The sequence below is a fragment of the Exiguobacterium sp. s181 genome (assembly GCF_018617125.1).
Lineage (GTDB): Bacteria > Bacillota > Bacilli > Exiguobacteriales > Exiguobacteriaceae > Exiguobacterium > Exiguobacterium profundum.
The window spans coordinates 154,119-174,929 of record NZ_JACSJM010000004.1; the positions used below are offsets into that span (position 1 = coordinate 154,119).

General features: G+C 50.2%; 22 protein-coding genes and 1 riboswitch. Of the genes, 4 read left to right on the forward strand and 18 right to left on the reverse strand.

Features of this window, described 5'->3' with window-relative positions:
* Positions 1-72 precede the first annotated feature (72 nt).
* On the reverse strand, positions 73-1,782 hold the full coding sequence (gene ade, locus KNO70_RS13745; RefSeq protein WP_214689099.1) for an adenine deaminase: 1,710 nt from the start codon (positions 1,780-1,782) through the stop codon (positions 73-75).
* 119 nt (positions 1,783-1,901) lie between these two features.
* Here ade and KNO70_RS13750 point away from each other — a divergent pair, with 119 nt between their 5' ends.
* On the forward strand, positions 1,902-2,438 hold the full coding sequence (locus KNO70_RS13750) for a gamma carbonic anhydrase family protein (RefSeq protein WP_074037800.1): 537 nt from the start codon (positions 1,902-1,904) through the stop codon (positions 2,436-2,438).
* A gap of 109 nt (positions 2,439-2,547) precedes the next feature.
* Positions 2,548-2,733: a hypothetical protein gene (locus tag KNO70_RS13755; protein ID WP_214685497.1), complete on the forward strand. Its 186-nt coding sequence runs from the start codon at positions 2,548-2,550 to the stop codon at positions 2,731-2,733.
* A 102-nt stretch (positions 2,734-2,835) separates the two neighbouring features.
* Here the strand turns inward: KNO70_RS13755 and KNO70_RS13760 are convergent, their stop codons facing one another.
* The 11 genes from KNO70_RS13760 to KNO70_RS13815 all read right to left on the reverse strand — a co-directional run bounded on the left by KNO70_RS13760 (position 2,836) and on the right by KNO70_RS13815 (position 13,311).
* Positions 2,836-3,390: a nitroreductase family protein gene (locus KNO70_RS13760; protein ID WP_236548967.1), complete on the reverse strand. Its 555-nt coding sequence runs from the start codon at positions 3,388-3,390 to the stop codon at positions 2,836-2,838.
* Positions 3,391-3,483: 93 nt separating this feature from the next.
* Positions 3,484-4,776, reverse strand: a complete 1,293-nt coding sequence (lysA, locus tag KNO70_RS13765; RefSeq protein ID WP_214689095.1) for a diaminopimelate decarboxylase — start codon at positions 4,774-4,776, stop codon at positions 3,484-3,486.
* Positions 4,746-5,834, reverse strand: coding sequence for an alanine racemase (alr, locus tag KNO70_RS13770; RefSeq protein WP_214812734.1), 1,089 nt, complete (start codon positions 5,832-5,834; stop codon positions 4,746-4,748). Before alr ends, lysA begins: the two co-directional genes overlap by 31 nt.
* A 14-nt stretch (positions 5,835-5,848) precedes the next feature.
* Positions 5,849-6,775, reverse strand: coding sequence for a branched-chain amino acid transaminase (locus KNO70_RS13775; RefSeq protein WP_074037806.1), 927 nt, complete (start codon positions 6,773-6,775; stop codon positions 5,849-5,851).
* Between the two features lie 49 nt (positions 6,776-6,824).
* Positions 6,825-7,532, reverse strand: a complete 708-nt coding sequence (dapD, locus tag KNO70_RS13780) for a 2,3,4,5-tetrahydropyridine-2,6-dicarboxylate N-acetyltransferase (protein ID WP_214758247.1) — start codon at positions 7,530-7,532, stop codon at positions 6,825-6,827.
* Positions 7,510-8,259, reverse strand: coding sequence for a 4-hydroxy-tetrahydrodipicolinate reductase (gene dapB / locus KNO70_RS13785; protein WP_214812735.1), 750 nt, complete (start codon positions 8,257-8,259; stop codon positions 7,510-7,512). Before dapB ends, dapD begins: the two co-directional genes overlap by 23 nt.
* Complete coding sequence (gene dapA / locus KNO70_RS13790; protein ID WP_214812736.1) at positions 8,256-9,137, reverse strand: 4-hydroxy-tetrahydrodipicolinate synthase; 882 nt, start codon at positions 9,135-9,137, stop codon at positions 8,256-8,258. The genes dapB and dapA overlap by 4 nt, the downstream gene beginning before the upstream one ends.
* Before the next feature lie 12 nt (positions 9,138-9,149).
* Entirely contained in the window at positions 9,150-10,145 is a 996-nt protein-coding gene (locus tag KNO70_RS13795) for an aspartate-semialdehyde dehydrogenase (RefSeq protein WP_214812737.1), read from the reverse strand.
* A 12-nt stretch (positions 10,146-10,157) separates the two neighbouring features.
* Positions 10,158-11,357 (reverse strand): aspartate kinase, encoded by a 1,200-nt coding sequence (locus KNO70_RS13800; RefSeq protein ID WP_371816106.1) that lies wholly within the window; start codon positions 11,355-11,357, stop codon positions 10,158-10,160.
* A gap of 114 nt (positions 11,358-11,471) precedes the next feature.
* Positions 11,472-11,651, reverse strand: a riboswitch (Lysine riboswitch).
* 77 nt (positions 11,652-11,728) lie between these two features.
* Entirely contained in the window at positions 11,729-12,157 is a 429-nt protein-coding gene (locus KNO70_RS13810; protein WP_214731711.1) for a GNAT family N-acetyltransferase, read from the reverse strand.
* Positions 12,151-13,311: an alanyl-tRNA editing protein gene (locus tag KNO70_RS13815; RefSeq protein WP_214689086.1), complete on the reverse strand. Its 1,161-nt coding sequence runs from the start codon at positions 13,309-13,311 to the stop codon at positions 12,151-12,153. Before KNO70_RS13815 ends, KNO70_RS13810 begins: the two co-directional genes overlap by 7 nt.
* Positions 13,312-13,406: 95 nt before the next feature.
* On the opposite strand from KNO70_RS13815, the gene KNO70_RS13820 reads away from it, so the two are divergent.
* Positions 13,407-14,135, forward strand: coding sequence for a GntR family transcriptional regulator (locus KNO70_RS13820; RefSeq protein WP_214689085.1), 729 nt, complete (start codon positions 13,407-13,409; stop codon positions 14,133-14,135).
* 27 nt (positions 14,136-14,162) lie between these two features.
* Here the strand turns inward: KNO70_RS13820 and KNO70_RS13825 are convergent, their stop codons facing one another.
* The 4 genes from KNO70_RS13825 to KNO70_RS13840 all read right to left on the reverse strand — a co-directional run bounded on the left by KNO70_RS13825 (position 14,163) and on the right by KNO70_RS13840 (position 18,803).
* The gene (locus tag KNO70_RS13825; RefSeq protein WP_015880737.1) at positions 14,163-15,266 is read right to left on the reverse strand and encodes an LCP family protein; all 1,104 of its coding nucleotides are present in this window, start codon (positions 15,264-15,266) and stop codon (positions 14,163-14,165) included.
* Positions 15,267-15,416: 150 nt separating this feature from the next.
* On the reverse strand, positions 15,417-16,181 hold the full coding sequence (nagB, locus tag KNO70_RS13830) for a glucosamine-6-phosphate deaminase (RefSeq protein WP_078146274.1): 765 nt from the start codon (positions 16,179-16,181) through the stop codon (positions 15,417-15,419).
* Positions 16,178-17,326: an N-acetylglucosamine-6-phosphate deacetylase gene (gene nagA, locus KNO70_RS13835; RefSeq protein ID WP_214812738.1), complete on the reverse strand. Its 1,149-nt coding sequence runs from the start codon at positions 17,324-17,326 to the stop codon at positions 16,178-16,180. The genes nagB and nagA overlap by 4 nt, the downstream gene beginning before the upstream one ends.
* Positions 17,327-17,444: 118 nt before the next feature.
* Positions 17,445-18,803 (reverse strand): MATE family efflux transporter, encoded by a 1,359-nt coding sequence (locus KNO70_RS13840; protein ID WP_214812739.1) that lies wholly within the window; start codon positions 18,801-18,803, stop codon positions 17,445-17,447.
* A gap of 40 nt (positions 18,804-18,843) precedes the next feature.
* Here KNO70_RS13840 and KNO70_RS13845 point away from each other — a divergent pair, with 40 nt between their 5' ends.
* Entirely contained in the window at positions 18,844-19,617 is a 774-nt protein-coding gene (locus tag KNO70_RS13845; protein ID WP_214689079.1) for a CHAD domain-containing protein, read from the forward strand.
* Here the strand turns inward: KNO70_RS13845 and glsA are convergent.
* Together glsA and KNO70_RS13855 are read right to left on the reverse strand one after the other, a co-directional pair.
* Positions 19,614-20,555, reverse strand: coding sequence for a glutaminase A (glsA, locus tag KNO70_RS13850; RefSeq protein ID WP_015880732.1), 942 nt, complete (start codon positions 20,553-20,555; stop codon positions 19,614-19,616). The genes KNO70_RS13845 and glsA overlap by 4 nt on opposite strands.
* Before the next feature lie 48 nt (positions 20,556-20,603).
* Positions 20,604-20,768 (reverse strand): hypothetical protein, encoded by a 165-nt coding sequence (locus tag KNO70_RS13855; RefSeq protein ID WP_015880731.1) that lies wholly within the window; start codon positions 20,766-20,768, stop codon positions 20,604-20,606.
* Between the last annotated feature and the right edge of the window lie 43 nt (positions 20,769-20,811).

Below are 20,811 nucleotides of genomic sequence, written 5' to 3' on the forward strand. Positions count from 1 at the left end.
ACTATACCAACTTCCCGTCACGCATTCAATCGTTATCGGCGGTTCTTAACAAAAATCATACGTTAGACCGAGTCAAGCGTTGATGAATGAGAACGTGGTCACGTCGAACAATCCCATATCGGTCAATTTCAAGTCAGGAATGACCGGTAAGGCGAGGAAGGACATCGTCAAATACGGATTGAAATGACGATGGGCTCCCACGACATCTAGCGCATCATTGAGCTGTTCCAGAATCTCTGCCACTTCACGATACGGTCGCTTCGTCATCAGTCCACCAATCTCGAGCGGAAGGACGGCAAGCACTTCTCCTTCCGATACGGCGACGACCCCTCCCCCTACTTTTTCAAGCGTTCTCGCCGCGAGCAACATGTCTTCCGGGCTGACCCCGGCGACGACCAAGTTATGGCTGTCATGGGCAACTGTGGCTGCCAGGGCACCTCGTTTCAAGCCGAATCCCGTTACCGGGGCAAGAGCCATATGGCCTGTCCCATGATGGCGTTCGATGACGGCAAGCGTCGCGATATCCTGCGATAAATCTGCGCCTGATGCGTCTGGTTGGAACGTGAGACGCTGTCGTTTCGTCAACAAGCTGTTCGGAAGCACTTGAATGACATCGATTTCTTCTTCACTTGCGGCAAGTCGGAACGATTCGGCGGTCAATTCGGGTAAAGCGAGCTCACCTTTCATCGGTTTTGGCACTTCAATCCCTTCCGATTCAAACGTCGCATTCCCCTTCTCCGCAACGAGCGTACCATTCACATAGACTTGTTCGATTTTTACCGATTCGACGTCTGACAAGATAACGAAGTTCGCCTTCTTACCAGGTGCAATGGCCCCGACCTCTTTTAATCCATAGGCCTCTGCGGCATGTAGACTTGCGATGGCATAGGCCGTTTCCGGCTTAACCCCTTGCTTGATGGCGGTACGGATGTTGTAGTCGATTCCACCTTCCGCGACCAAGTCATCCAAATGCTTATCATCCGTACAGAAAAGGAAGCGGTGGGCATTGCTTTCCGTAACGGCTAGGCTCACCTTCTCCACGTTTCGAGCAACGGACCCTTCCCGAATTTGAACGTAGAATCCACGTCGCACTCGTTCAATCGCCTCTTCCGCAGTCGTACATTCATGATCCGTCATGATTCCTGCAGAACGATAGACGTTCAATTGGTCTGGGCCAAGTCCCGATGCGTGTCCGTCGACCACTTTACCCGCTTGTTCCGTCTGTGCGATTTTTTGAAGCATGTCTTCACTTCCGGCTTCAACCGAAGGATAATCCATGACCTCGCCTAGTCCATGCACTCCTGGATCTCCTAAAAACGGGGCCAAATCTTCCGCATACAGTTTAGCACCTGCATGTTCGAACGGTGTCGCCGGTACACAACTCGGAAGCATCATGCGGACGTCGAGTGGAAGTCCTTTCGCATCTGCTAACATGTACTCAATCCCGAGTGCTCCGTTCACATTCGCAATCTCATGTGGATCGGCAATCACGGTCGTGACGCCAAGTGGCAAGACCGCTTTCGCAAACTCATGCGGTGGGACCATCGATGACTCGATATGGACGTGGGAATCGATAAAGGACGGCGCAAGCGTCCACGTCGGATCGTGATACTCGACCTCCCCATCGTACCCATCCCCAATAGCCACGATATATCCCCCGTCGATGGCGACGTCTGTACGAATCGTCTCACGACTGTACACGTCAATCACTGCGACGTCTTTAAAGACGACGGCCGCTTTCTTTTTCTTTGCGGCGATGTCAATCAAATGTTGTTTCTCCATCTTTCGATCTCCTTATTCAACGTATTTTAACTATCTTACCAAGAATATTCTTTTCGTTGCAATTTCTTTTTCAAGTTGTGCGACAATGATAACATATCCGTCTGAAAGGGGTTACAACGATGCAATACAAATTAGGAGAGTTGACACCAAAAGTCGACCCGACGACTTATCTCGCACCAGGGGCACATGTGATTGGAGATGTGACCATCGGCGCGCACTCGGGAGTATGGTTCAATACCGTCATCCGTGGAGACGAAGGACCCATTCAAATCGGTTCTTACGTCAACATTCAAGATGGTTCGATGATCCACCAATATGAAGGCTCACCGACAATCATTCATGATCGTGTCTCGATTGGTCATATGGCGATGATTCACGGCTGTGAGATTGAAGAAGACTGCTTGATTGGCATGCACGCTACCGTACTCGATGGGGCGAAGATTGGAAAAGGGTCCTTTGTCGCTGCCGGTGCGCTCGTCACACCGAACATGCAGATTCCTGAAGGGGTGATGGTCATGGGCGTCCCAGCAAAAGTCGTTCGTCCATTAAACGATGAAGATCGTTTTATCATGGAGAGAACGGTAAAGAAATATGCCAAGCGTGCCGAACAATATAAGCAGTCGTGCGTTCCAGTTCGCGAAATCCAACAATTGTGAAAGCGTTTACAAGATTCATAAAATGTTAACGTTTCTCTCGAATTTTCTTCATAGTTCCTTTGTATACTGAAGGTGTAGCCAAGCTGATGTATTGAAAGGAGCCCACTCTATGTATCCGAACCATGATCAACTCATGCTAGACCTGTATGCCACATCCATCAATCCAAGTTATGGTCTTCATATCGATGATTCATTCGATGATGCCCTTCATGGCGCACATCGAGAGGTTTGGGAACGTATGCATTTGGATAATAGTAGAGAAGAAGATTCTAAAAATGGAGGAACGACTGGATGATTCCAACGACTGTGATTCAAGATTGGCTCGCAACAAAAATAAAGCGATAACTCAGATATATACAGCAAGCGAGCGAAGGGATTCCCCATCGCTCGCTTTTTATTATTCAAACATGATGAGATGCGAATCAATCGGTTGTCGCGCTTTCGGTGTAGGGATATCTTCTGTGTCATATTTCCCGATTTGCAGGAGACCGATAAACGTCTCCCCTTCCGCCCCAATCATTTCCTTCAACCGTGCATCATCGAACAGTCCACCCGTACGCCAGACCATCCCGATCTCACGTTCACTTAAGAGCAGCTGAACATTTTGAATGAATGTCGCCGTCGCGAGTAACGCGTCACGATTCCCTTTGTCCGTTTCAAAATGTTTTGCCGTCACATACATACAGGCCGCCGCATTTAAAATTCGCCCCGTCACCTTTTCGCGTTGCCCCTCTGACGCCTCCGAGAAGGCTGGTTCGAGCGCATCGAGTAACACTTGCTTCCCGTCCCCATTGAACACATACACGTTCCACGGCTCGACTTTATTGTGAAATGGTGCATGATGTGCCGATTGCAACACTTCATAGAGCACTTTCGTATCGATTGGTTCTTCTTTGAACATACGGACCGTACGTCTTTCTTCAATTAACTTTTGTGCTGCTGTCTTTGTCATGACCGTCACTTCCCCTTTTTTTCTCTTCTCTATCATAATTGAAAAACGTTCTCATTTCAAAATCGAAAAAAGACTACAGATTGCTCTGCAGTCTTACGTTGATTGTCCAATGACCTCACATGCCACCAAGTCTTCAAACGTTTGGCGACGAACGACAAGTCGATGTGCCCCGTCCTTCACGAAGACAACAGCTGGACGAAGCATCTGGTTATAGTTGCTCGCCATGGAGAAATTGTACGCTCCTGTTGCTTTGACAAGTAATAAATCACCTGGTGTGACAGGGGGGATCAATGAGCGGTTCGAGATGATGTCTCCCGACTCACAGCACGCTCCGACTATTTTTGCCTCGAGCGTCTTCTCTTCATTCATCCGAGTCGCTGCCACGACCTCATACTCCGCGTCATACAATGCCGGACGGATATTGTCCGTCATCCCGCCATCGACAGACACGAATGTACGAACGCCACTCACTTCTTTGACGGTCCCCACCTCATAAAGCGTGGCACCCGCATTGGCGACGAGCCAACGTCCCGGCTCAATCCCGATTTTCGGAAGTGGCAATTCACGTGCCTCGACCTCCTCGACCAACGTCTCCATCACTTGCTCCATCGTCTGGGCAAAATCGAGATATTCGTCTTCATCCAAGTAAGCGACGCCGAATCCCCCACCGATGTTCAAGACGTCCGTCGTATAGCCGGTTTCCTGACGAATCGTATCCATGAAGCGCACCATCGTCTTCACCGTGTTGATGAAGAGGGTCGGATCTTGAATTTGAGAACCGACGTGACAATGGATTCCCTTCAACTGTAAGTGCTCGGCTTCTAATGTTGCACGAATCGCGTCTAAATACGTGTCGTCATGCGTCGGGAAACCGAATTTTGTATCAACCCCACCCGTTTGTATCGCCGCATGGGCACCCCCGACAACTTGAGGCACAATGCGGAGAAGCACATCGACTTCGCGATTGTATTCAGCCGCAAGTCCTGACAAGAGGCTGATCTCCCGCATATTGTCGATGGTAAAGTGTGTAATCCCCTGTTCGAGAGCATACGTGATGTCAAGAATCGTCTTGTTCGATCCATGAACGTGAATGCGCTCCGCCGGTACACCGGCATGCAGTGCTACGTACATCTCACCCCTTGAGACGACATCGACACTTAACCCTGCGGCCATCACTTTTTCATAAACGGCCGCAATCGATAATGCTTTTGACGCGTATAACGCATACGTGTTCGGATACTTATCTAGAAACGCATTCTGGACAATTCCAAGGCGACGCTCTAGTTCTGGCTCACTCATGATGTATAAAGGTGTCCCGTACGTCGCTTGAAGTTCACGGACGGACACGCCTTCGATCAAACATTCTGATTGATTGGTGGTGTACATACAATTCCTCCTTCAAAGCGATGTGGGACACGCCACGAACGGGCACAGAGCTGTTCTGAGTTGTTGGCATAGCCAACACGTGTCACGTCATCGATTTTCGTCTCGATCCCATATAATGCGACGCGGTCGCCGATTTGTACGTCTTCGTCGACTTTGATGAAGCTATGGCTCATAAAGATGTTACTGATGAACGGGTATGCTTTCCCCGCGATGTGAACAGGCAAGTGACGTCTCGCCCGCATCAATCCATCCCCATATCCGACAGGTAAGACAGCAATCCGTTCTTTCGATTCCGCGGTATATCCCGTTCCATACCCGACATGAGCCCCCGCTTCGATGTCGTGGACGGCAACCACTTCTGTCTCCCAATAAAACGCAGGTACGAGCCACTCAACCGGCTCAACCGACGAATAACCGTATAAGAAAATACCGACACGCACATGTGTGCAATGGTGCAAGCGCGAGTCGTCTTGAAGCGTGGCCGCACTATTTGCCGCATGGATCAGTTCAAACGTATGACGTTCCATCAAACGTGTCGACCAGTCGGCAAAGCGTTCGACTTGGACGCTATGCTCGACTTCGGCATTGTCCGCATCCGCGAGCGGAAAATGTGTACATAGTCCGACAAGGTTCAATCCTTCATTTTGGCAGAAGGCAACGATTTGTAGCGCTTCTTCAAACGTTTTGGCACCGAATCGGTTCATGCCGACGTCTAATTTCAAATGAAGGCGAACGCCATCGAGATGCTCACGCTGCGAGACGAGCCATTCATACGAGCCGATTGCGACGTCAAAATCATGGGCATGCACGTGTTCCCACGTATATACCGGATTCATGACGAGGACGCGAGCCGACTCCGCATGCGTTCGTACTTCGAGCGCTTCTTCTAACGTGGTCACCATGAAGTGACGGACTCCTTCATCATACAAAGTCGTCACAACTGGCTCCATTCCTAGGTTATAGGCATTGTTTTTCACGACCGCAAACACGGGGCGCCCGAGCGCTTCAATCCGGCGTTTGTTTTCGCGAATCGCATTTAAGTCAATTGTGACTCCCATCGTGCAAAACTCCTTTACTCTGTTACTGCTGATTTCACGAACGTGATCCAATCGCGGTGTTCCGGAAGCTGTCCTGTTACGGCTTCACGATAGCGTGTCAACATTTCTGTCGCAACCGTCTGGACACCTCCACCAATCGAGATATGGTCGACCTCGATGACGCTCGTCACCTCGGCTGCCGTTCCCGTTAAGAAGATTTCATCAGCCACATAGAGCTCATCGCGTCCGATATGGCGCTCGACGATTTCATAACCGGCCTCGCGAGCCAATTGCATCACCGTTTGACGTGTGATGCCATCGAGTACAGAACAGTCAAGGGACGGTGTCGTAATCGTTTTTCCTTTCACGAGGAAGATGTTCGCGACACTCGCCTCACTGACGTTTCCGTTCATATCAAGAGCAATCGCTTCGTCGAATCCGTCACGGAGCGCCTCTCCTTTTAGTAACTGTGAGTTCATATAGTTCGATGCCGCTTTGGCTTGCATTGGCATCATTGTAGAAGACACGCGGCGATACGAGGCCACTTTCGCTCGAATCCCGACCGTCTTGTTGAAGTATTCACCGAGCGGCCAACACGAGATGGCAACATGTACCTTCGTCTCAGCAGTCGGCATAAGTGCTTGCCATGGTGTTCCAAGGAAGACGAACGGACGGATGTAGCATGCTTCAAATCCGTTTCGCTCAATCAATTCCATCGTGGCTTGTTCGAGTTCATCTACCGTATACGGTAGCGTGACGTGGTAGTATGCACACGAGCGAACAAGTCGCTCCAAGTGTTCACGTAACCGGAAGATAGCAGGACCTTCCTCCGTGTGATACGCGCGAATCCCTTCAAAGAACCCGCTTCCGTAATGAATCGCGTGTGTCATGATACTCGTGTTTGCGTCAGTCGGCTCAATCCAAGCCCCGTCTTTCCACATCCATTGTCCATACTGTTCCATAATGCAACTCTCCCATTCCTCATTTTTTATATTTTCTGTCTATTATACGTTAGAGAGAGCGTAAGTCATCAACAAGTTGCGTTTTTTCAGAAGTTTTTTCATCTTTCTGTTTGATGATTCGTGCCGGTGTTCCCGCAACGACGACGCCTGGAGGTACGTCTTGTGTGACGACACTGCCTGCCGCGACAACCGCATTTTCACCGACGCGAACGCCTTCCAAGATGACTGCGTTCGCCCCAATCATGACACCATCCTCGATGATGACCGGATCTTTTGAAGGTGGCTCAAGAACCCCTGCGACCACGGCACCTGCGCCAAGGTGAACGTTCTTCCCGAGCGTTCCGCGTGCTCCGATGACAGCGTTCATGTCGACCATCGAACCATCTCCGATGACAGCTCCGATGTTGACGACAGCTCCCATCATGACGACCGCGTTGTTGCCGATTTGAACGTGGTCTCGGATGAACGAGCCTGGTTCGATTCGGGCATTGAGTTGTGTCGTATCAAGCATCGGTACGGCACTGTTGCGACGATCATATTCAAGATGAGAATCTGTGATGACCGATGCATTAGCTTCTAAAAATGCCGCAGCGCGTTCTGCCGTCGTCAAGAACAGTTTCGACTCATCCGTTCCGAATGCTTTCGCTTCCTCGATTACAAGACCCGCCAATTGACCGTTGACGTAAAGCTTAACTGGTGTTTCCTTCTTAGCATCTTTAATATATTGTGCGATTTCATAAGCGTTTGTGAGTAACATGAGTAGCCTCCTCGTATAAGTTCGATAGATTATAAAGTCCTGCCGGGCGATCAATGATCGTTGCCGCAGCGGCAAGTGCCCCGTTTGCAAAGACGCGTTTCGATAACGCGGTATGTTTCAGTTCAATCATTTCATCATCTCCGGCGAAGAGCACGGTATGCTCACCGAAAATCGTGCCACCCCGAATGGAATGCATTCCTAACTCTTCAGCTCCACGCGCTTCCCGACGTGACGTTCGTTCGTAAATCGGTGTCACGTCACGCTTCGCTTCGATGGCACGTGCCAATAATTCTGCCGTCCCGCTTGGTGCGTCCACTTTCTTCCGATGGTGTGCCTCAATCACTTCAATATCATATCCGAGAGTGAGTGGGACGAGTTGGTCGAGCAACTGCTTCAAGAGCGCGATCCCGTATGAGGTGTTGTAAGACTGGAAGATTGGGATGTCTTGTGAAGCCGTTTCAATCTCGGCCAGTTCATCCGGTGTGAAGCCGGTCGTCGCGATGACGAGCGGAATATTGCGCTCCCGTCCGAACGCGAGTAAATCAGGGAGTAACGCCGGGTTCGAAAAGTCAATTACGACATCGACGGGTGCCTCTACCTCACTCAAAGTTGCCGTGTGCTCGTCACTTCCCGGTGAGACGATTGCCGTTACGTTTACACCTTGCGCATGAGCGACCTCTTCGACAATGCGTCCCATTGCGCCAAACCCATGGATGAGAACATTCATTGTCTCACCTCATTGAATTGTTCCATCGCCGATAGTAATTTCGCCTCAGCCGTCGCACTCATTGGAACGAGCGGCAGACGTGGCACACCGACTTCAAATCCTCGCGCTTGAAGCGCTGCCTTCACCGGAATCGGATTCACTTCTGCGAAAAGTTCATCGATGACTGGGAGTAAACGAATTTGCCACGTACGTGCTGTCTGCAAATCACCCGCCAATAGGGCGTCTGCCAACGCGACCGTCGCTCCCGGATAGACGTTTGATAAAACGGAGACGACCCCTTGTGCGCCCCAAGCCATGTACGGCAAGATTTGATCGTCATTTCCACAGTAAACGGTGAACCCTTCCGGAATATGGGCCATCATCTGCGCCATGACCGAGATATCCCCACTCGCTTCTTTCAAGGCCGTGATGCGCGGATGTTCCGCGAGCTCACCGACCGTTTCCGGTGCCAAGGCGACACCCGTCCGTGACGGAACATTATAGAGCATGAGTGGAATCGGTGACGCATCCGCAATCGCGGTAAAGTGAGCAATCAGCCCGGCCTGTGTCGACTTGTTATAGTATGGTGTGACGACCATCGCCATCTCCGCACCAAGTTCGGCGGCCCGTTTCGTTTTTTCGATACTGACCGCTGTATTGTTCGACCCGGTCCCCGCGATGATCACGGCTCGACCGTTTGCGACCTCAACCGCTCGAACGAGCAATGTCTCAAACTCGTCATCAGTGATTGTCATCCCTTCGCCGGTCGTCCCGCCGATGACGAGACCCGTCACGCCTTCTTTGATTTGGTCTTCAATTAATGCTGCCCATGCTTCTAGATTCAACTGCCCATTTTCTTGAAACGGGGTAGCTAGTGCTGTCGCCACTCCTGTGAACATGTCATCTCCTCCTTATTTCGTCGCAGTTTGACTAATCATACATTGTGCGATTTGAACGGCATTCGCGGCCGCTCCTTTTCGGACGTTATCTGCAACGCACCAAAGATGGAACGTATTCGATTGTGAATCGTCTCGGCGAATCCGTCCGACATACACCTCATCCGTCCCGTTCGCATCAAGAGGTGTCGGGTAAGCCAGTTCAGATGGATTGTCCATCAACACGATTCCTGGTGCATCGGCGAGGACGGCTTTCACTTCTGCGACCGTCGCATCCCGTTCGAGCGTCACCGTGATCGATACCGCATGACTGTTTCGTACCGGCACCCGGACACAAGTGGCCGTCACCCCGAGGTTTGGCGCATTTAAAATCTTACGTGTCTCATCCATCATCTTCTGTTCTTCTTTCGTGTAGCCATTTTCTAAAAATACATCGATGTGCGGCAACACGTTATCATAAATCGGATACGGATAATTCGTCGGTTCTTCTCCGCGCGCACCGCGCTCGAGGTCATCAATCCCTTTTTGACCGGATCCCGATACTGCTTGATACGATGTATAGGCGACGCGTGTCAGTCCGTATACTTCCGCTAGAGGTGCGAGCGCCACGACCGATTGAATCGTGGAACAGTTCGGGTTCGCGATGAGCGTCTTTTCCGGACTGAGTTCGACTCGGTTCACTTCCGGTACGATGAGTGGAATTCCTTCTTGCATTCGGAATGCGCTTGAATTATCGATGACGATGACTCCTTGCTCGCTCAACCGTGGGGCGTATTGCTCACTAATGCTGCCACCAGCAGAGAAGAGTGCGATATCGATCGGGTCCACATAAATCGCATCGGTCAATTCACGAATCACGACCGATTGCCCATTTACCTCGACCGTCTGTCCTGCTGAGCGGGCTGAAGCGTAGAGTCTCAGTTCGCTGATTGGAAATTCATATTCCGTTAAGACGTCAATCATTTTTTGTCCGACGGCACCTGTTGCACCGACGACTGCTACGTTATACATCGTGCTACCTCCTTATAAGTGGAACCGGGCCGCAATGGCTGCGACTGCCGCTTCCACATCTTGTTCTTGAATCGTATAGGAAATACTGATTTCTGATGTCGTGACTTGATAGAATGGAATCCCCATCTCGCGGAATGTCGCGAAGAGCTCTGATGCGACGCCTGTCGCGTCTCGCATGCCGATTCCGACGACCGAAATTTTTGCATGTTCCGTGTGACGATCGATTTTGATTTGAGGCAAGGTCGCTGTCAACTCCGCGAGTGCCTCTTCTAAAAATGCCTCTTCATCGAGCGGACATGTGAACGAGAGGAACACTTCACCGTCGAATGCCGTCTGTGAAATCATATCGATGTTGACGTGTCGCTCTGACAATCGTTCAAAGATGTCTGCGACTCCCGCCGCCGTATGCGGAATATGTTTGATTGAGACACTGAGTACGTTCTTGACGACACTCACACTCGTGACTGCTTTTTGTTCCATCGCTTGCGTCGTATCCATGATCCATGTTCCTCCTTCGCTCGAGAGCGTCTTCCCAACAAAAATATTGACGTCGTACTTTTTCGCGAGCTCCACGCTGCGCATCTCCATCACTTTTGAACCGAGTGCGCTCATCTCCATCATCTCGTCATAAGAGACAGTGTCCAGACGTTTCGCCGTCGGATGGATTCGTGGGTCTGTCGTATAGACACCCGCGACGTCCGTATAAATTTCACAACGCTGACTGAGGACGGCCGCCAGTGCGACGGCTGTCGTGTCCGAACCGCCACGCCCAAGGGTCGTGACGTCTCCCGCCTCATTTACGCCTTGGAATCCAGCGACAATCAGGACGTCGTATTGACGCAACTTCTCGTGTAACACTTCTTTTCGAATCGCCTTGATTTTGCTCTTCGTATGAATGCCCATCGTATCGATTCCGGCTTGCTGTCCCGTTAGAGAGATGGCCGGTACGCCTCGCGAGTTCAAGGCGATACTGAGTAGGCTGATTGTCTGTTCTTCCCCGACGGCGAGTAGCCGATCAAGTTCGCGAATCATCGGGCGATCCGTGATTTGTTTGGCGAGCGACAGGAGCGAATCTGTCGTTTTGCCCATCGCCGATACGACGACGACCAATTTTTCACCGGTCGCCACACGTGTCTGTAAATAGTCCGAAATGGCTTGTATTTGTACGATTGTGGCAACGGAGCTGCCACCAAATTTCAGTACGGTTGTCATCAAGTTCCCCACTTTCAAGATGTCCACCAACAGAAAAAGCGGCAGACCGGTAGGAAGCACTCTCCCTACGGTCTGCCGCTTGTACGCGCAGTTGAAAAACGATTAAAGAATCGTTCCGTAGATAGCGCTCCATGGTAGTTGACCATGGCAGTGTAGGCGTTGTTCACGACTACCCCAGCCTTCGTTCACACGCACGTGAACGTCGACTTCGGCGAATTTCCCCTTTCGGCTCGGTCCGGAGTGCGTCCGTTTCAACCAAGCTTACTCATGTCATTCGCAACCTCTATCTGTCAGTTGTTAGTATTAGTTATAACAAAACGAAATCTTCTTGCCAACCTTTTTTTAGAAAAATGGGATATTTCAAAAAAGGATTACCATGTTTTTCGCATCATGCGGTGTGGGAGATCGGCATCCAAAAACTCATCTCCGAACGCCTCGTACCCGAGCTTTTCATAAAACGGAAGCGCCGTCAGCTGTGCCCCTAATCGTAGTTCGACCAATCCTTGACGTTTCGCGACACGTTCAACTTCAATCATAATGTCTTTCCCATATCCATGGCCCCGGGCCGATTGAATCGTCGCCACTCGCTCCACTTTTCCGACAGTCGAGTCGACTGGACGAAGACGCGCTGTCGTCACCGGTTCGGAGTCAAGGAGCCCGACCACATGTGTACACATATCGTCTAAATCATCGTATTCTAAACTCGCATCGATTCCTTGTTCCTGAACGAATACGATTTCCCGAACTTGTTTGGCCTGTTCAATCAACGCTGCTTCGTTTCCCGATTGAATGATCAACATGGTAAAACTCCTTCCTGCAATCGTTTCACGATTTCTTCGATTCCCTTTTCTAGTTCCGCTACGGATGTGAAACGCGCTTGGGCCTGCTTATGGCTTCCACCGCCACGACCGATCTGCATCTCTTGGAGCGCCGCTTTCAAGAATGTGCCGACGGCGATATCCTGTGTCCCGTCATGCATAACGAACAATTTCTGCGTTCCATAGTTGGCGCCAACGGCAATTCGTCCTGTTGCTGCGATTCGTTCGATGATGGCGGTCGTCAACGTTTCCGCTTCTGTTCTCCCGACATGTAAGGCCACATAGTTATCTTCTTTCAACACGGCCTCCACTTTCGCTTTGGCAATCCGTTCTTCGAGCGTTTTGATTTCTTTTTCACGTTCCAAACGAATCGTATGTTCTTCGATTACACGGGCTGCCACGGATTCATTCGTTGTCGAGAATGTATGGTGAATCGTCCGCAACGCTGCTCGCGCTTGTTGAGTCGCCTTGATCGCTCGACTTCCCGCCACATACGTCAAGCGTAGATTCCCCCTCACTTTCTTCACCGCCGTCACATGGATGGTACCGAGTTGTCCCGTTGTCTCCACATGAGTGCCACCACATGCATTGTAATCTAGACCTTCGATTTCGACGATGCGAATCATCCCCGTTCGGTCCGTCTCTTTCCGTAAGCGCGCCCGGTCTACTTCTTCTTTTGGGATTTCATAGACACGAATCGGACGGTTTTCAAAGATGACTTGTTGCATCTCTTGTTCAAGTGCCTCAACGTGCGCCCAGTCCATCGTTGCCGTTTCAATCTCAATAGATGAATCGGTCTCTCCGATTCCAAAGCTGAGCGTCCGAATGCCATGGCGGTCTTCCAAAATCGCCGTTATCACATGTTGAGCAGTATGCTGGATGGAATGATCCCGTCTGACGTCCTCATCGATTCGAACCTCTATCGTCGTGCCCGCTGGTAATGATTCTGACAAGAGATGCCATACTTCCCCGTCCTTGATTTGTACGTCCAGTACAGGATGCGTCCCAATCCATCCACGGTCAGCCGGTTGTCCCCCACCTTCCGCATAAAACGGGCTGTTCTCGAGTGTGTGCCAATGACCGTTGCCGTCTTCCTTTATTGAGGTCACGACTGTACTTGCTGTATATGGTTCCATCTTGTTCTCCACCTTCTCTCTATAATCTGTTCAGACAACTAGTTTAATTTCGTCTATAATGAAACATACATCTTCTCAGTCAGGAGCGAAATGATATGTTAGAAATCGATAAACAATCTCCGTTACCTATTTATTATCAAATTGAAGCGTACTTAAAGCAACAAATTGATGACGGATTGTTAAAACCAGGAGACACCTTGCCTTCAGAGCGTGAATTTTCGGAGCAATTTCACGTCAGTCGGATGACGATTCGTCAAGCCATCATGAACCTCGTCAACGCCGGTTATTTGAGCCGTCAAAAAGGACGAGGCACATTCGTCGCGAGTCAGAAGATTGCGATGACGTTATCGGGACTGACAAGTTTTTCCGAGGAAATCAAACATCGAGGTATGCGACCGCTAAGCCGTCTCTTGTCATACGAGGTCATTCCGGCAACGGATCGCATCGCGCAGCAACTGAGTATCCCAAATCAAACACCGGTTTATGAGATGAAACGGCTACGACTCGCCGATGATCATCCACTTGCGCTCGAGACCGCCTATATTCCCGTTCATTTATTGCCTGACCTGACGCAAGATGACGCCACGGGATCGATCTATGCGTATGCCGAACAGCATGGCTTACGCTTGAAGAATGCAACACAAACACTCGAAGCCCGGAGCGCCGGTCCAGAAGAAGCCAATCTCCTCACGATTTCTCCGAACGCACCGGTCTTGTTGATTGACCAGCGAACATATCTCGAGGATGGCGGCATGTTTGAATACAGCCGTTCCCTTTTCCGTGGCGACTCGTACTCTTTCACTGTCGCCATGGATCGCATATAAAAAAGTTTGCCCGAGGGCAAACTTTTTTTATTGGGCTTCATACGTTACCCCGCTCGGGTCTAACGTATACGATTCGAGTTCTGTATCGGACATCGGCTCGACACGGTTACCCGCATCCGCTTGTTGCACACGATAGCGCACTTCTTCAAGAAGCGGTTCGTTCAAGAAGTAATAGAAGTGTCCGTCATCTGCCCGGGCACCTTCTCCAGTCAATTGGTATTGCACCGTATTGTGGAGCGCACCAACGTCTTCAATTAAACGCATATAGTCATTCGGTCCAAGTGTCGTCTGCATGTTGTCACCGACGGCTTTCAAGACCTTATCGTAATTGTTTAGGAGTGATGTGCCGAGTGATTGTTCGAGCACGGCATTAATGACTTCCATCTGGCGTTGTCCACGACCGATGTCTCCACGTGGGTCATCGTATCGATTTCGGACGTAGGCAAGTGCCTCTTCACCAGAAAGCCGTTGAAGGCCTTGTTCGATTTGAACTGTCTCACGTGACGCATCGTAACTGTTTTGTTGTGATGAGAACGGAACATCAATCTCAACGCCACCTACCGCATCAATGAAATCAACGAACCCTTGGAAGTTGAGCGAGACGACATGGTCAATTTCAACACCGACTAAATCTTCGATCGTGTTCGTCGCCATCCGCATCCCGTTGTTCGGATTCGATTCATCCATCGAACCGAAATAGTAAGCGTGTGTGATCTTATCTTGGTCAAGTCCCGTCTTGCCATAAGGAATGTTATAACCCGTGTAGTCGATGTTGACATACGAATCACGCGGGATACTGAGCATCGTCGTCTGCTTTTCTTTCTTGTTTAAAATGACGACAATCATGACGTCTGATCGTCCGAACTCACCGCGCGCTTTCTTCTGTGGCGAAAGGTCTGTTCCTAAAACCAAGAACGTCTCCGTATCTTCTTTATCATAACGAGTCGGCTCAACCGTCGGGTCATCCTCTAACGTGACTTGGGTGCCGGACAACATATTGTGGGCTTTGTAAAACGCTGTACCGTAAATGCTAGACCCAGCAATAATCGCAATCAGCACGAGGGCACTAAATATCTTATAAAACGCAGACGGACCTGTGCGCTGTCTGCGAGCATGTGTTCTAGAATTCATATCGGTCTCCTTCGAGTCAAAATAATGAGCTTCACTCATTATAGAGGAAAGCGGGAAATTTGTCGAAAACGTTTTGATGACAAATTCGTTTCTTTACATTTTCCCACAGTTGAACACAGAAAAACCCGCGGAGATGACTCCGCAGGTTCGTTAATCCCGAATGGTGAAAAATCGTGTTGCCGCTTCTTGCCCACGGGCTTGTAAGGATTCCGCACAGCGCGATGCAGCCGCCCCGTCGAGCACGACCGTCACACCTGGATGGGCCTGTAGGATTGTGGCCGGCCAGTCGACCGTCGGTACGCTTTCAATCATGTGCTGTACCGCTTCAGCTTTCCGCTCCCCTGTCGCCACAAGGACAATCTCACGTGCGTTCATGATCGTATCGAGCCCCATCGTGATCGCATGCGTCGGGACGTCTTCCAATCGGTCAAAAAAGCGACGGTTTGCCTCTCGTGTTGATTCGGTGAGTTCGGTCACGTGCGTCTTCGCATCGAGGGCCGTGCCCGGTTCATTAAATGCGATGTGACCATTTTCCCCGATACCAAGAAGTTGTAAGTCGACACCAAGCTTCCGAACGAGGTCTTCGTAACGAGCCGCTTCCGCTTTTGGGTCCGGTGCGTCCCCTTGAGGCAAGTGACTCTGTTTGAATGGCACTTCATCGAAGAGACGGTCTTTCATAAAGCGGTTGTAACTTTGAGGATGTTCGGGCGATAATCCGATATATTCATCTAAATTGACGCTCGTCACATGGCTACAATCGAGCGCGTCCTGTTTAAACATCTGATACATCCCGACCGGTGTGCTACCGGTTGCGAGACCGAGTACAAAGTCATGTTTCCCTGAAATCCGTTCTTTGATTAGCGTATAGGCGATTCGTTCCGCATCGTTCGCCGTCTTTGCGACTAGTACATTCATCTTTGTTCCTCCCGTTCATATACGATTCGACCTTTAACGAAAGTCATCTGAACATGTGTCGTGTCATCCCAAACGACAAGGTCTGCATCAAACCCCGATTTGATATCGCCTTTTGTCGTCAATCCGAATTCTTTGGCTGCATTCGTCGAGGTCATTTTGACCGCTTCTTCCACCGTACATCCCGTATATGCCTGAATGTTTCGGAATGCGGCATCCATCGTCAACACACTACCTGCAAGGTTTCCGGTTTGAAGTCGCGCAGCCCCGTCCGCTACGACGACCGGTTGACCGCCAAGCTCATATTGCCCTTCCGGAAGTCCTTTTGCTCGCATCGCATCCGTGATGACGACAAGCTCATCTGCTCCTTTTAAGCGAAACGCGAAGTCGACCATCTCCGGACGACTATGGATCCCATCTGGAATGATTTCCGCAATGACTCCACCCTCTAAGAGACAATACCCTACCGTTCCGGGTTCTCGATGGTGTAACCCACGCATTTGGTTATAAAGATGCGTCCCGTGTTTGACGCCCGCCTGCTTGTTCTCTTCAAATGTCGCGCTCGTATGGCCCGCTGAACCGATCGCACCAGTTTCGCGAAGCACCGCTTCAAATGCACGTGCACCTGGCCGTTCCGGTGCATACGTAACGAGGCGGATATGACCACCGGCGAGCTCTTGCCATTTTCGGAACTGCTCGGCGTCCGGGTCGATAATATATTCTGCCGGTTGTGCCCCAGCCATCTCCACGTTGACAAATGGACCTTCCAAGTGGATTCCGATGAGTGTCGTATCCTGCGCTTCGATGACATTTCGGACTGCCTTCAAGGCATGCTCAATCGCTTCTTTTGACTGCGTGATCGTCGTCGCGAAAAAGGAAGTGACGCCTTCCTGTAGCATGTCGTTACTCAACTGTCGAAGTTTTGATTCATCCGCATCCATCGTATCGACTTCATATCCTCCATGGATATGCACATCGATGAGACCCGGTGTCACAAGCGCTCCAGCGACATCAATCACAGGCTCGTCCTGTTGTTCAAACTGGTCCATCGATCCAACCTCATCAATCGTTTGACCATTCCATCTGATATATCCACGTTCCCATGTATGTTCTGCTGACACGATACGAGCATTGATCAATGTCCCCATCGGTTTACCACTCCTTTTTGTTTTCCTCCATGTTATCATATCGGATAAAAGTATAGTTGTATAGACCAATTTTGAATGAATAAAAGATTGTTCACATTTGCGAACAATCTTCTCCTCTTTATGTCGATTGAACCGTCCCGTAGCGCCGGACAATCCATACTAACCGGAGGAATAACAAGACCGCTCCGGCTGCGAGTCCGGCAATCAAGCCAATCCAATAACCGTCTGGTCCAAATCCGGCGTGCTCTGCCAAGACATAACCGAGTGGTAAACCGATAACCCAATAAGCGACGAGTGAAAGGACGAGCGTGATGTTGACGTCTTTAAAGCCACGTAATATCCCTTGGATCGGTGCCGCGACGGCATCTGACAATTGGAAGAATACAGCAAAAATCATAAAGTGCGCTGCAAGGTCCACGACCGTCGGGTCATTCGTATAAATGGCCGCGACCCGCTCGTTTTGCCAAAACAAAAAAGCACCCGAAAAGATAGAGACACCGAGACAGAGCGCGAGCCCGATTTTTGCATAGCGGACGGCATCCTGCAGTCGTTTCGCGCCGAGCTCATACCCCACGACAATCGTCAACGCGCTCGATGCCGAAAGTGGCAACATGTACACGAACGAGGCAAAGTTAATCGCCGCTTGGTGAGCCGCGACGATTTGGTCACCATATGAACTGAGCAATACCGTGACCGCCGCAAAGATGCTGACTTCGGCGAAAATGGCGAGCCCGATTGGGGTCCCAAGTTGTAACAACTCTTTTTGTCGGAGCCAGACCATCCGTTCGGTCGTCCGTAAAAACTTGTATTCGCGGAACGGCTTCCCGTTTCTCACGAAGAAGAAGGCCATGAAGAAGAGTAGCCAGTAAGTGATGCTCGAGGCGATTCCCGCTCCAACACCTCCGTACGCCGGCACACCTAGTTTTCCGAAGATGAAGATGTAATTTAATCCGACATTAATGGGTAACCCTAATAGTATGAGGATCATCGAGACTCTCGTCTTGCCAAGGGCATCCATGAGCGTGCGTAGCACATTGAACAGGAACATCGGCAAGACGCCGAATCCAAGGGCAAGCAAGTATTGCGTCGCGATTCGTTTCCCTTCTACACTGAGCCCCATGCTCTCGATCGCCATCGGCACAAGGAGTGAGCCCAACGTCAGCGTGATTACGCTCAGCATGATGGCTAAATAGATACCTTGAAACAAGGTACGTTGAATCTGTTGACGGTCTCGCGCACCAAGCGCTTGCGACACGATCGGGGCCACCGCCAGCAAGATTCCACTCAGTCCGGTATACACCGGCATCCACAAGCTTGAACCGACTCCGACACCAGCCAAATCGACGGCACCCGCCCGTCCGGACATGACGGTATCGAAAAAGCTAATCAAATAAAAAGACACTTGCGTGACTAGGATTGGAAAGAAAATCGTGAAGAACAGTTTGATTTTTTCGTTTAATGAATGTGTTTGGTACATGGACAACCCTCATCTCTTTTTCAGAAAGGAACTTATAATTATGAATCAACGGCATGCAGAAAAACTTAAATTTGAACTGTTGGAAACGTGGAACACGTTCAATCACTATGTGACGGAAGCCCTCACCTTTAACAATTCTGAGGATATTCACCGCGCCCGGGTGCATTTACGGAAACTGATCACCTTCATGCAACTATACGAAACGAAGCCGGCGACGTTTCGACAACTCAAACAATTGATGGAGGCACTCGGTCATGTGCGCGACCTCGACGTCCTCATCGAAACGTTTGATTCTAAATCCGAACTCGACCATGCGTTTCTTGAAGCGATGGAGACAGAACGTGCCATCGCACGGACGATTCTATCTACCCGTGTCAGTGAAAAAATGACACCGTCGCTCGATCAACAAGTACGTCGCTTCATCGGTGGACCGTTATTTCGTGCGTTCAAAAAAACGAACGCCTCCCCGATGTTAGAAAAGGCGAAAAGTGAGCGCAAGCAACGTGTGCGCGTCTATCATGAACGATCCAGTGGAAAAGAACAACTTGAAGCGCTCCATAAAGTCCGTTTAGCCGTCAAACGCGAACGCTATTTACATGAGTACTTGCTAAACTATGAATCGGATGCATCGATGGACACTGTCCGAACGTTAAAAAAAATGCAAACCGAACTCGGTGAGATGAACGACCATGACCAACTGTTAAAGCGTTGGCGGGCCTTCACCCCTCGAGCTGAACTACAGTCCGAATACGACCGAAAAATTGAAACATTACAGCAGGAACTCGATGCATCCGTGGAGCACCTATCGATTTAGCGAGATGTATAGCGCTCAATCAATAGTTCCAACAACTTCATTCCGGCAATCGAGTTTCCTTTTGAATCAAGTGCCGGACCAAATATGCCAAACCCGACGTTATTCAAATCCAGTTCGTGGTTCCCGACCGCCAAGATGGCACCCGACACCCCACTTTTTCCTGGAAGACCAACCCGGACAGCGAACTCACCCGATGCATCATACATGCCACACGTCGTCATGATGGCCTTGACGATTCGGACGACCCGACGTGGAATCAACTCTTCGCCCGTATCCGGGTCTTCTCCATTCCCTGCAAAGACACGCCCGATTCGTGCCAAATCAAAACAATCAATCTCGATGGCACACTGTTTCGTATACACATCAATGATCTCATCGACGTCACCTTCCACAATTCCATGGTGACGCATGAAATAGAGCAAGGCACGGTTCAAGTCGGTCGTCTCGTATTCAGAGCGGGCGACTTTTTCGTCGTACGTGACCTCCTCGACCGAGCGATTTAATAACGTCGCTAAAAACTGGCGGAACTGATAGATTTTGAGTTCTGCCGTCTCCCCCAAAATCATACTCGTCACCGCTAACGCTCCGGCGTTGATCATCGGATTCAGCGGTTTTGACGGGACCGTTTCCTCAAGTTTGGCGATGGAGTTGAATGCGTCCCCCGTCGGCTCCATCCCTACTTTCGAAAAGACATAGTCCTCCCCGAACTCCATCAGTACATAACAAAGGGTGAGCGCCTTCGATACGCTCTGAATCGTAAACTTGTGATGAACATCCCCCGCATGAATATACGTACCGTCCGGCAAACAAATTGCCACCCCGAGTAAATCGTTTTTCACATGTGCGAGTTCAGGGATATAATCCGCCACTTTCCCTTGAGCCGTGTACGGACGACACTCATCAACCAAGTGATTCAACTGTTGTTCGAGTACATTCATTCCATCACCTCATGTTCCATCAAATTTCAACCGGGTCATCTTATCATATTACCCGTCTGGTGGTCCATCATCTTTATACCAGTCTTCATCCGCCCAAATCATCGGTGGACTTTCCTCGTCTCCAACCAACTTTTCTCCATGTCGATTCATCGACAGAATAAACCCAGCTATGCCTACCACCACAAGCGTCGCAACGATAAGGAAGGAAGCCATTCCATCGTCCCCTTTCGAATTCGTGACAAATTTGTCTAGAACT

What these genes read in the sequence shown, in the direction of transcription:
- nagB (WP_078146274.1), bottom strand. Translation starts at nt 16,181, where the DNA reads ATGAATGTACTAGTCGCAAAGACGGCGAACGATGCGGAACGAATCGCC.
- dapB (WP_214812735.1), bottom strand. Translation starts at nt 8,259, where the DNA reads ATGAATGTTCTCATCCATGGGTTTGGCGCAATGGGACGCATTGTCGAA.
- alr (WP_214812734.1), bottom strand. Translation starts at nt 5,834, where the DNA reads ATGGGAGTCACAATTGACTTAAATGCGATTCGCGAAAACAAACGCCGG.
- KNO70_RS13855 (WP_015880731.1), bottom strand. Translation starts at nt 20,768, where the DNA reads ATGGCTTCCTTCCTTATCGTTGCGACGCTTGTGGTGGTAGGCATAGCT.
- glsA (WP_015880732.1), bottom strand. Translation starts at nt 20,555, where the DNA reads ATGAATGTACTCGAACAACAGTTGAATCACTTGGTTGATGAGTGTCGT.
- KNO70_RS13815 (WP_214689086.1), bottom strand. Translation starts at nt 13,311, where the DNA reads ATGGAACCATATACAGCAAGTACAGTCGTGACCTCAATAAAGGAAGAC.
- KNO70_RS13810 (WP_214731711.1), bottom strand. Translation starts at nt 12,157, where the DNA reads ATGTTGATCATTCAATCGGGAAACGAAGCAGCGTTGATTGAACAGGCC.
- KNO70_RS13760 (WP_236548967.1), bottom strand. Translation starts at nt 3,390, where the DNA reads ATGACAAAGACAGCAGCACAAAAGTTAATTGAAGAAAGACGTACGGTC.
- KNO70_RS13845 (WP_214689079.1), top strand. Translation starts at nt 18,844, where the DNA reads ATGAATCAACGGCATGCAGAAAAACTTAAATTTGAACTGTTGGAAACG.
- KNO70_RS13840 (WP_214812739.1), bottom strand. Translation starts at nt 18,803, where the DNA reads ATGTACCAAACACATTCATTAAACGAAAAAATCAAACTGTTCTTCACG.
- nagA (WP_214812738.1), bottom strand. Translation starts at nt 17,326, where the DNA reads ATGGGGACATTGATCAATGCTCGTATCGTGTCAGCAGAACATACATGG.
- KNO70_RS13800 (WP_371816106.1), bottom strand. Translation starts at nt 11,357, where the DNA reads ATGACAACCGTACTGAAATTTGGTGGCAGCTCCGTTGCCACAATCGTA.
- KNO70_RS13795 (WP_214812737.1), bottom strand. Translation starts at nt 10,145, where the DNA reads ATGTATAACGTAGCAGTCGTCGGTGCAACAGGTGCCGTCGGACAAAAA.
- ade (WP_214689099.1), bottom strand. Translation starts at nt 1,782, where the DNA reads ATGGAGAAACAACATTTGATTGACATCGCCGCAAAGAAAAAGAAAGCG.
- KNO70_RS13775 (WP_074037806.1), bottom strand. Translation starts at nt 6,775, where the DNA reads ATGGAACAGTATGGACAATGGATGTGGAAAGACGGGGCTTGGATTGAG.
- dapD (WP_214758247.1), bottom strand. Translation starts at nt 7,532, where the DNA reads ATGTTACTCACAAACGCTTATGAAATCGCACAATATATTAAAGATGCT.
- KNO70_RS13820 (WP_214689085.1), top strand. Translation starts at nt 13,407, where the DNA reads ATGTTAGAAATCGATAAACAATCTCCGTTACCTATTTATTATCAAATT.
- dapA (WP_214812736.1), bottom strand. Translation starts at nt 9,137, where the DNA reads ATGTTCACAGGAGTGGCGACAGCACTAGCTACCCCGTTTCAAGAAAAT.
- lysA (WP_214689095.1), bottom strand. Translation starts at nt 4,776, where the DNA reads ATGTACACCACCAATCAATCAGAATGTTTGATCGAAGGCGTGTCCGTC.
- KNO70_RS13755 (WP_214685497.1), top strand. Translation starts at nt 2,548, where the DNA reads ATGTATCCGAACCATGATCAACTCATGCTAGACCTGTATGCCACATCC.
- KNO70_RS13825 (WP_015880737.1), bottom strand. Translation starts at nt 15,266, where the DNA reads ATGAATTCTAGAACACATGCTCGCAGACAGCGCACAGGTCCGTCTGCG.
- KNO70_RS13750 (WP_074037800.1), top strand. Translation starts at nt 1,902, where the DNA reads ATGCAATACAAATTAGGAGAGTTGACACCAAAAGTCGACCCGACGACT.